At 71.2% G+C, this 9681-nt stretch carries 9 protein-coding genes; all 9 read right to left on the bottom strand.

Annotated elements, in window-relative coordinates:
* Window positions 1–928: polyprenyl synthetase family protein (locus FHE66_RS04905; protein WP_139071892.1), on the bottom strand; the 928-nt coding region annotated here is incomplete at its 3' end.
* A gap of 8 nt (window positions 929–936) precedes the next feature.
* A complete protein-coding gene (gene nuoN / locus FHE66_RS04910) occupies window positions 937–2499 on the bottom strand; it encodes an NADH-quinone oxidoreductase subunit NuoN (protein WP_139071865.1) in 1563 nt (520 codons plus the stop codon).
* Window positions 2496–4085 carry an NADH-quinone oxidoreductase subunit M gene (locus FHE66_RS04915; protein ID WP_168202742.1) on the bottom strand — a complete coding sequence of 530 codons (1590 nt, stop codon included), beginning with the start codon at window positions 4083–4085 and terminating at the stop codon, window positions 2496–2498. Before FHE66_RS04915 ends, nuoN begins: the two co-directional genes overlap by 4 nt.
* Window positions 4086–4100: 15 nt before the next feature.
* Window positions 4101–6059, bottom strand: coding sequence for an NADH-quinone oxidoreductase subunit L (gene nuoL / locus FHE66_RS04920; protein WP_139071894.1), 1959 nt, complete (start codon window positions 6057–6059; stop codon window positions 4101–4103).
* Between the two features lie 17 nt (window positions 6060–6076).
* Entirely contained in the window at window positions 6077–6376 is a 300-nt protein-coding gene (gene nuoK / locus FHE66_RS04925) for an NADH-quinone oxidoreductase subunit NuoK (RefSeq protein ID WP_139071866.1), read from the bottom strand.
* Window positions 6373–7341 carry an NADH-quinone oxidoreductase subunit J gene (locus FHE66_RS04930; RefSeq protein WP_139071867.1) on the bottom strand — a complete coding sequence of 323 codons (969 nt, stop codon included), beginning with the start codon at window positions 7339–7341 and terminating at the stop codon, window positions 6373–6375. The genes nuoK and FHE66_RS04930 overlap by 4 nt, the downstream gene beginning before the upstream one ends.
* The gene (gene nuoI, locus FHE66_RS04935) at window positions 7338–7964 is read right to left on the bottom strand and encodes an NADH-quinone oxidoreductase subunit NuoI (protein ID WP_230976643.1); all 627 of its coding nucleotides are present in this window, start codon (window positions 7962–7964) and stop codon (window positions 7338–7340) included. Before nuoI ends, FHE66_RS04930 begins: the two co-directional genes overlap by 4 nt.
* 91 nt (window positions 7965–8055) lie before the next feature.
* The gene (gene nuoH / locus FHE66_RS04940) at window positions 8056–9435 is read right to left on the bottom strand and encodes an NADH-quinone oxidoreductase subunit NuoH (RefSeq protein ID WP_218013615.1); all 1380 of its coding nucleotides are present in this window, start codon (window positions 9433–9435) and stop codon (window positions 8056–8058) included.
* Window positions 9432–9681 (bottom strand): molybdopterin dinucleotide binding domain-containing protein (locus FHE66_RS04945; RefSeq protein WP_218013616.1); only part of this gene is annotated, 250 nt, incomplete at its 5' end. The genes FHE66_RS04945 and nuoH, both read right to left, overlap by 4 nt.

The following is a 9681-nucleotide window of genomic DNA, read 5'->3' on the forward strand; positions in this document are numbered from 1 at the left end:
GCAGCGGCTCGAGCTCGGCGACGGCGTCGCGCGCCCACTGGCGGGCGAGCTCACGCGCCTCCTCGAGCACCTCGTGGTCGCGCAGCTCCTCGACGGCGGCACGCAGCGCGGCGTCCGAGCGCAGGTCGGTGCCGAGCCGCTCGAGGACGGCGGCGCCCCGCTCGTCCAGGCGCCCCTCGGCGGCCCGTCGCTGCAGGAGCAGCACGGGCATGGTGGCCACGCCCTCGCGCAGGTCGGTGCCGGGGGTCTTGCCGGTGGTCTCGGAGTCAGAGGCGAGGTCGATGACGTCGTCGGCGAGCTGGAAGGCCACGCCGACCTTCTCCCCGTACCGCTCGAGGATGACGGCGAGGTCCTCACCGGCGCCGCTGAACACGGCCCCGTACCGCGCGGAGGCGGCGATGAGCGAGCCGGTCTTGTCCGCGAGCACCTGGATGTAGTGCGCGATCGGGTCCTCCCCCTCGCGCGGCCCGAGCGTCTCGTGCAGCTGGCCGAGGCACAGCCGCTCGAACGTCTCGGCGTGGACGCGCACCGCGTCGGCACCGAGGGAGGCCACGAGCTGGGAGGCGCGGGCGAACAGGAGGTCACCGGTGAGGATGGCCACCGAGTTGTCCCACACGGCGTGCGCGCTCGGCGCCCCGCGGCGCATGTCCGCGGAGTCCATGACGTCGTCGTGGTAGAGCGTGGCCAGGTGGGTGAGCTCGACGGCGACGGCGGCGCGCACGACCTCGTCGCGGCCCGGGGTCCCGAGCTCGGCGGTGAGGAGCGTGAGCGCGGGGCGCAGCCGCTTGCCGCCGGCGGCGGCGAGGTGGCGCATCGGGGCGTCGACGAGCTCGTCGGCGCCGGTGACCGCCTCGCGCAGCCGGTCCTCGACGTCCGCCATCGCCCCGGCGAGGCGGTCGGTGAGCTCGTCGTCGCCGAGCTGGAACATGGTCGCGGTCACGGCAGGAACGTCGCCGCCTGCTGGGCGAGGTCGAGGACGGGACCGGGCGCGACACCGAGGAGCACCGTGCCGAGCGCGCAGACAGCGACGGCGACGGAGGTCAGGCCCTCGGAGCGGACGACCGCGGTGCGCTCGCCGTCGGGCTCGGTGAAGAACATGAGCACGACGAGGCGGACGTAGAAGAACGCGGCCGCGGCGCTGGCGAGCACGGCGATGACGACGAGCACGGTGGCCCCGCCCGCCACGCCGGCGGCGAAGACCGAGAACTTGCCGATGAACCCGCCGGTGAGCGGGATGCCCGCGAAGGACAGCAGGAACAGGGTCATCGCCAGGGCCAGGGCCGGGCTGCGCCGGCCCAGGCCCGCCCACTGGGACAGGTGCAGGGCCTCGCCGGTCACGGTGCCGGCGGCGTCGCGCTCACGCACGAGCGTGACGACGGCGAACGCACCGACCGTGGCCAGGCCGTAGGCGAGGAGGTAGAAGAGCACCGCGGCGATGCCCTCCTGGACGAGCGCGACGACGCCGACGAGCACGAAGCCCGCGTGGGCGATCGAGGAGTAGGCGAGCATGCGCTTGACGTCCGTCTGGACGAGGGCGACGACGGTGCCCACTCCCATGGTGAGGATCGCGATGCCCCACATGAGCGGCTCGAGGTCCCAGCCCAGACCGGGGACGACGACGTAGACGAAGCGCAGGAGCGCGCCGAAGGCCGCGACCTTCGTGGCGGCGGCCATGAAGCCGGTGATCGGCGTCGGGGCCCCCTGGTAGACGTCCGGGGTCCACACGTGGAACGGGACGGCACCGACCTTGAAGAGCAGGCCGACGATGACGAGGACGCTGCCCGCGAGGAGCAGGCCGTCCATGCCCACGGTGCTCGGCACCGCGGTGGCGAGCTCGGACAGCCGCAGGCTGCCGGAGAAGCCGTAGAGCAGCGCGGCGCCCATGAGGAAGAACGCCGAGGAGAACGCCCCGAGCACGAAGTACTTGAGCGCGGCCTCCTGGGACAGGAGGCGACGGCGGCGCGCCATGCCGGAGAGCAGGTAGAGCGGCAGGGAGAGCACCTCGAGGGCGACGAACATCATGACGAGGTCACCGGCGGCCGGGAAGAGGAGCATGCCGCCGACCGAGAACAGGACGAACGGGAAGACCTCGGTCTGGCTCAGGCCGGCGCGCTGCGCCTCGTCCTCGTCCTGGCTGCCCGGCCGGGTGGCGGCCTGGGCGGCGAACGCGTCCTCGCCCCACTCGGAGCGGTCGGCGATGACGAGCAGACCCACGAGGGCGACGAGCGCGATGATCCCCTGCGCGAGGAGGGCCGGGCCGTCCTCGATGAGCGAGCCTCCGACGATCTCCGCCGGGCCGTTCACGCTGACGACCGTCCAGCGCCACACGACGGCGACGAGCGCACCGGCGAGGGCGAGGGCGGTGAGCACCACCTGGGCGCCGCGCCGGGCCGGGCGCGGCACGAAGGCGGCGACGAGCACGCCGAGCAGGCCCGCGCCGAGCACGATGAGGACGGGCGTCAGCGCGGCCCAGTCGATGGTCGGTGGTGCGAAGTTCACTTCTCGCTCCCCTCGGCGAACGCGGCGGCCGCGTCGCTCGATCCGTCAGTAAGGGCCCCCGCCATGGCGTCCACCGAGCTGGGCTGCTCGATGGCGGCCTCCTCGGCCACCGGCCGCAGCACGTCGATCACCGGGCCGGGCACGATGCCCAGGGCGAGCATCGCGGCGACGAGCGGCGCGACGACCCACTTCTCCCGGGCACCGAGGTCGGGCAGGGCCGCGAGCGTCTCGTTGCGCGGGCCGGTGAAGATCCGCTGGTAGGGCAGCAGGATGTACAGCGCCGCGATGATGACCGCGAGGACCGCGAAGACGGCGGCGACGATGTTGACCCGGAACGTGCCCAGGAGCACGAGGTACTCCGGGACGAAGCCGGACAGGCCCGGCAGCGCGATGGTCGCGAGGCCGGCGATGAGCCAGGTCCCGGCGAGCACCGGCGTGACGCGCTGCATGCCGCTGTAGCCACCGATCTCCTGGGTGCCGCCCCGCTGGGTGAGGAAGCCGGAGATGAGGAACAGGGCCGCGGTCGAGACACCGTGGGCGACCATGTAGAGCATGGCGCCGACGAGCGCGACCTCCTCGCGGACGAAGATGCCCAGGACGATGAAGCCGAAGTGGGACACCGAGGTGAAGGCGATGAGCCGCATGACGTCCCGCTGCCCCAGGGCGACGAACGCGCCGTAGAGGATCGAGACGACGGCGAGCACGATGATCACCGGCGCGGCCCACCGCGAGGCCTCGGGGAACAGCGGGAGGCACAGCGCGAGCATCCCGAAGGTGCCGACCTTGTCGAGCACGCCGACGAGCAGCGCGGACGTGCCCGGGGAGGCCTGCTGGGCGGCGTCGGGCAGCCACGTGTGGACCGGCCACATCGGTGCCTTGACCGCGAAGGCGATGAAGAAGGAGATGAAGATCCACCGCTCGGTCCACACGCCGAGCTCGGCGCCGGTGAGCGTGTCGATGAGGAACCCGTCGGGGCCGCCCGGGCCGAGCACGCCCAGCGCGATGACGCCGACGAGCATGACGAGGCCGCTCGCCAGGGAGTAGACGAGGAACTTCGTCGCCGCGTAGCGACGGCGGGTGCCGCCGAAGCCACCGATGAGGAAGTACACCGGGACGAGCATCGCCTCGAAGACGACGTAGAAGAGGAAGACGTCGCGGGCCGAGAAGACCGCCACCATCGTCGCCTCGAGGGCGAGGACGAGGGCGACGAACCCGGCCTGGCGGCGGGCGACGACGGCGCCCTCGGGCACGACCTCCTGCTCCCGCCAGGCGGCGAGGAGCGCGATCGGGACGAGGAAGACGGACAGGCCGACGAGGGTGAGGCCCAGACCGTTGACGCCCAGGGCGTAGGAGACCCCGAGCTGCGGGATCCACGAGGCCTGCTCGACGAACTGGTACTCACCCGCCAGGCCCAGGTCGAAGCCGCTCGCCATGACGACGAAGCCGGCGAGCACGACGAGGGAGACGGCCAGACCGATGGTGCGGGCGGCGCGCTGGACACCCGGCACGAGCCAGATCACCGCGGCCGCGACGAGCGGCACGACGATGAGGATCGTCAGCCAGGGAAGGTCACTGATGTTCTGCATGTTCGCTTCCTGGGCTCAGCCGCGCGAGGCGAGGACGACGACAAGGGCGGCGACGACACCGACGAGCATGATCGCGGCGTAGGACCGGATGTACCCGGTCTGCAGGCGGCGCAGCACGCCGCCGGTCCCGGACGTGCCCCGGGCCAGGCCCATGACCGCGCCGTCGACCACGGCGGAGTCGGCGTAGACCAGGCCGCGGGTGAGGTACTGACCCGGGCGCATGAACACTCCTTCGTTGACGGCGTCCTGGTAGAGGTCGCGGCGGGCGGCGCGGGTGAGCACCGATCCGCGGGGGGCCTCCACCGGGACGGTGGACGCGGCGTACTGGCGCCAGGCGAGGAACACGCCGACCGCCACGAGGGCGAGCGTCGCGCCGATGATGACCGGGATGGGCAGCACGGGGTCGTGGTGCTCCACGTGGCCGATGGACGGCTCGAGCCAGGTGACGAAGGTGTCACCGGCGGCGAGCACCGCACCCAGGCCGACCGAGCCGAGCGCGAGGATGATCATCGGCACGGTCATGAGGGCCGAGCCCTCGTGCGGGTGCTGCTCCCCGCCCTCACGGGTGGGTGTCCAGCGCTCCTTGCCGTGGAACGTCATGAAGAACAGGCGCGACATGTAGAAGGCGGTGAGCCCCGCGGCCAGCAGCGTGACGGTGCCGAACACCCACGGGCGCCAGCCCTCGCCGACGAACGCGGCCTCGATGATGAGGTCCTTGCTCCAGTAGCCGGACAGGCCGGGGAAGCCGATGATCGCGAGCCAGCCGGCCCCGAAGGTCAGCCAGGTGATCTTCATGTACTTGCTCAGGCCACCGAAGCGCCGCATGTCGACCTGGTCGTCCATGCCGTGCATGACCGACCCCGCCCCGAGGAACATCCCGGCCTTGAAGAAGCCGTGGGTGATGAGGTGGAAGATCGCGAAGGCGTAGCCCACCGGGCCGAGGCCCGCGGCGAGCATCATGTAGCCGATCTGGGACATCGTCGAGGCGGCGAGCACCTTCTTGATGTCGTCCTTGGCCGAACCGACGACGGCCCCGAAGACCAGGGTGATCGCACCGACGATGACGACGACGAGCTGCGCCGCGGGGGCGCCGTCGAAGACCGGGGCGGAGCGCACGACGAGGTAGACACCGGCGGTGACCATGGTCGCTGCGTGGATGAGCGCCGAGACGGGGGTCGGGCCGGCCATCGCGTCCCCGAGCCACGCCTGGAGCGGGAACTGCGCCGACTTGCCGCAGGCGGCGAGCAGGAGGAGGAGCCCGATCGCGGTGAGCAGCCCCTGGGAGGCCCCGGCGGCGCCGGCGAAGACGCTGTCGAAGTCGACGGCGCCGAAGGCGGCGAACATCGTCATCATCGCGAGGAGCAGACCGAGGTCGCCGACGCGGTTCATCACGAAGGCCTTCTTCGCGGCGACGGCGTAGTCCGTGCGGAAGTTCCAGAAGCCGATGAGGAGGTAGGAGGCCAGGCCCACGCCCTCCCAGCCGACGAACAGCAGCACGTAGGAGTCGGCGAGCACGAGGACGAGCATCGCGGCGACGAAGAGGTTGAGGTAGGCGAAGAACCGGCGACGGTCGACGTCGTGCTCCATGTACGCCACCGAGTACACGTGGATGAGCGTGCCCACGAAGGTGACGAGCATGACGAAGGACATCGACAGCGGGTCGAGCCGCATGCCCGCGTCGACCGTGAGCTCACCGACCGGCAGCCAGGTGAACAGGTGCAGGTCCATCACCCGCTCGGCCGGGTCGAGCCCGATCATCTGCAGGACGACGAGGAGGCCGACGACGAAGGCACCACCGGAGGCGAGGACGCCCAGCCAGTGCCCCCAGCGGTCGGAGCGCCGCCCGGTCAGCAGGAGCACTGCCGCCCCGAGGAGCGGCAGGGCCACCATGAGCCAGGCGAAGGAGGCCGCCCCGCCGGCCGTGGTCGCGTCGACCGCGGCTGTGGGTACGGACAGCGCCGGTGTTCCCAGCATTAGCACGTTGCTCCCCGTCAGTTCTTGAGCAGGTTGACGTCGTCGATGGACGCCGACCGGCGGGTTCGGAAGATGGAGACGACGATCGCCAGGCCGATGACGACCTCGGCGGCCGCGACGAGCATGACGAAGAAGGCGAAGACCTCACCGTGGAGGTTGCCGTGCCAGCGCGCGAAGGTGATGAGCGTGAGGTTCGCCGCGTTGAGCATGAGCTCCACACCCATGAGCGCGATGATGCTGTTGCGGCGCAGGAGCACCGCCATCGCGCCGATGGAGAAGAGGATGCCCGACAGGACGAGGTAGTTGACGAGGGTCACTGCTGGTCCTCCTGCTCGGCGCGCTTGGTGCCCGTGTCCTCGGTGCTCTGGCTCGTGGGTCGCTCGCCGTCCACGGTGCTCGTGCCCGGGGCCGGGTCGGTGCCCGGCATCCCGGCCTCGCCGGACTGGGTGACGCTGCGGGCACCACCGTCACCCGGGTGGGTGCTCGCCGAGGCGGCGAGCTGGGCGGCGAGCTCGGGGCTGACGGAGGCGATGGAGCGCTGCTGGCCGCGGATGCGCAGCACGCGCGGCACGGACTCCTCGATCGGCTTGCCGTCGGCCCCGAGCGCGGGGACGTCGGCGGCGTTGTGCCGGGCGTAGACGCCGGGGGCGGGCAGGTTGCGCAGGCGGGTGTCGCCGCTGGCCGCGTAGGCGGCCATCTTCTCCGCCAGCACCTCACGCTGGGTGCGCTTGGGGCGCAGCCGCTCCGCGCGGGTGAGGACGACGGCGCCGACGGCGGCCGTGACGAGCAGGATGCCGGAGATCTCCACGACGAGGACGTAGTCGGAGAACAGCAGGCGCGCGACGCCGACGGGGTTGGTGTCCTCGTTGGCGAGCTCGAGGCCGCGCGGGGCGGGCATCGTGGCCCGCAGGGCGACGGCGGCGATGAGCGCGATGAGGCCGAGGCCTCCGATCGCGGCGATCCACCGCTGGCCCTTGAGCGTCTCGATCACGGAGTCCGAGGCGTCGACGCCGACGAGCATGAGCACGAAGAGGAACAGCATCATGATCGCGCCGGTGTAGACGACGATCTGGGCGACGCCGAGGAACAGCGCCTCCTGGACGATGTAGAACCCGGCGAGGGCGATCATGACGAACACGACGCACATCGCGGCGTAGACCGCCTTGCGCGCGAACAGCAGGCCGAGGGCCGCGAGCACGGCGAGCGGTGCGACGATCCAGAAGAAGACGGTCTCGCCGGTGCTCACCACCCCGGTCTCGGCCAGGCTCATCGGCAGGCTCATGCCCGGGCCTCCTTGACGGTGCGGACCGTCTCGAGGCTCGGGTCCTCGGGACGGCGCTCGCGGACCCACTCGACCTGTGCGTCGGTCGGTCCGCTGATCTCGTTGCGGTAGTAGTCGTCGTCCTCGGTGCCCGCGACCATCGGGTGGGGCGGGGCGAGCATGCCGGGGGCGAGCGGGGCCAGCAGGTCCTGCTTCTCGTAGATCATGCCCTCGCGCGTGGGACCGGTGAGCTCGTACTCGTTGGTCATCGTCAGCGCGCGGGTGGGGCAGGCCTCGATGCAGTACCCGCAGAAGATGCAGCGCAGGTAGTTGATCTGGTAGACGCGGCCGTAGCGCTCGCCGGGCGAGAACTGGGCGTCGGGGCTGTTGTTGCCACCCTGGACGAGGATCGCGTCGGCCGGGCAGGCCCAGGCGCACAGCTCGCAGCCGATGCACTTCTCCAGGCCGTCGGCGTACCGGTTGAGCTGGTGGCGACCGTGGTAGCGCGGCTGGGTCGGCACCTTCTCGAAGGGGTACTGCTCGGTGACCGTCGGACGGAACATCGAGGAGAAGGTGACACCGAACCCGGCGACGGGGGCGAGGAGCTCGCCGAGGGCGCCCTTCTCGTCCCGCTCGAACTTCATCGGCAGGGGACGGGCGACCTCCCCCCGCGCCTTCGACGGCTTGGCCAGCTGCTTGCGCAGCCGCTCCTTGCGCGGCTCGTGATCCTGGCGCTTACTCATCGGTGGCCTCCTGTGCGGGTGCCGAAATGGTCTGGGTGGCGCCGGGGGCCTGCTGCTCGCGCAGCCTGCGCCGCGGCGAGGGCGGCAGCTGCTGGCCCGGCATCGGGGGCACCGGGTAGCCGCCGGCGAACGCGTCGAACTCGGAGTCGACGACGACGCCGCCGGTGCCGGTGGCGTCCGCCGGCTCGGGCTCCGGCTCGGGCTTCTTCTCCGGCCAGAGCAGGGTGACGACGAGGACGACGACGAGGATGCCGGCGAGGACGAAGAGCAGGGTGCGCAGGTCGATGTCACCGAACTGGAGGAGGCCCTGGACGACGGCGACGGCGACGAGCCACGCGAGCGCGACCGGGATGAGGATCTTCCAGCCGAGGTTCATGAACTGGTCGTAGCGGAAGCGCAGGAGCGTCGCGCGCAGCCAGAACATGAAGAACATGACGAGCCAGATCTTGGCGACCATCCACAGCAGCGGCCACCAGCCCTCGTTGAACGTGCCGTCGTTGATCGCCGACAGCGGCCACGGGGCGCGCCAGCCACCGAGGAAGAGCGTGGCGGCGACGGCCGAGACGTTGAGCATGTTCACGTACTCGGCGAGGAAGAACCAGGCGAACTTCATCGAGGAGTACTCGACCATGTGGCCGGCGACGAGCTCGCCCTCGGCCTCGGGAAGGTCGAAGGGCAGCCGGTTGACCTCACCGACCATCGACACGAGGTAGACGAGGAACGCGGGCAGCAGGACGATCGCCCACCACAGCCGGGTCTGGGAGTCGACGATCTGGGAGGTCGACGCCGAGCCGGAGACGAGGAAGACCGAGGCGAGGGACAGCGCCATCGCCAGCTCGTAGGAGATGACCTGAGCCGAGGAGCGGACCGCGCCGAGCAGCGGGAAGGTCGAGTTGGACGACCAGCCACCCAGGACGATGCCGTACACGCCGATGGCGGTGATGCCGAGGATGTAGAGCACGGCGACCGAGGAGTCGGCGAGCTGCAGCGGCGTCGTCACCCCGAACATCGAGACCTCGGGCCCGAACGGGATCACCGCGTAGATCATGAACGCGCACAGCGCGGCGATGAACGGCGCCAGGAGGTAGACGAAGCGGTCCGCGCCCTTGAGGTTGAAGTCCTCCTTGAGCAGCAGCTTCATCGCGTCGGCGACCGACTGCAACGAGCCGGCGGGGCCGTGGACGTTGGGGCCGGGGCGGGTCTGCATGCGGGCGAGGACCTTGCGCTCGGCCCAGATGGCGACGAGCACGAAGAGCAGCAGCATGACGATGATCGCCACCGCCTTGATCACCCAGATCCACCAGGTGTCGTTGCTGAAGTCGGCGGACGGGCCGGCCGACGGGTCGCTGATGACCATGGGCGCGAAGATCATCGCGTCACCTCCAGGTCGACGATGGTGCCGGCGCCCGCGCCGAGCATCTCGTGCACGTGGGACCCCGGGGAGTTCTCCGGGAGCCAGACGACGTCATCGGGCATCGTCGTGACGGCCAGCGGCAGGGTGATGCTACCGGCCGGGCCACGGACGGTGACCGCGGTCCCGTCGGTGGCGCCGAGCTCGGCGGCGCGCGCCGCCGAGAGGCGGACGACCGGGCGCTGGGCGGTGCCGGCGAGGTGCGGC

The organism is Georgenia sp. 311 (assembly GCF_006151955.1).
GTDB lineage: Bacteria > Actinomycetota > Actinomycetes > Actinomycetales > Actinomycetaceae > Oceanitalea > Oceanitalea wutianyii.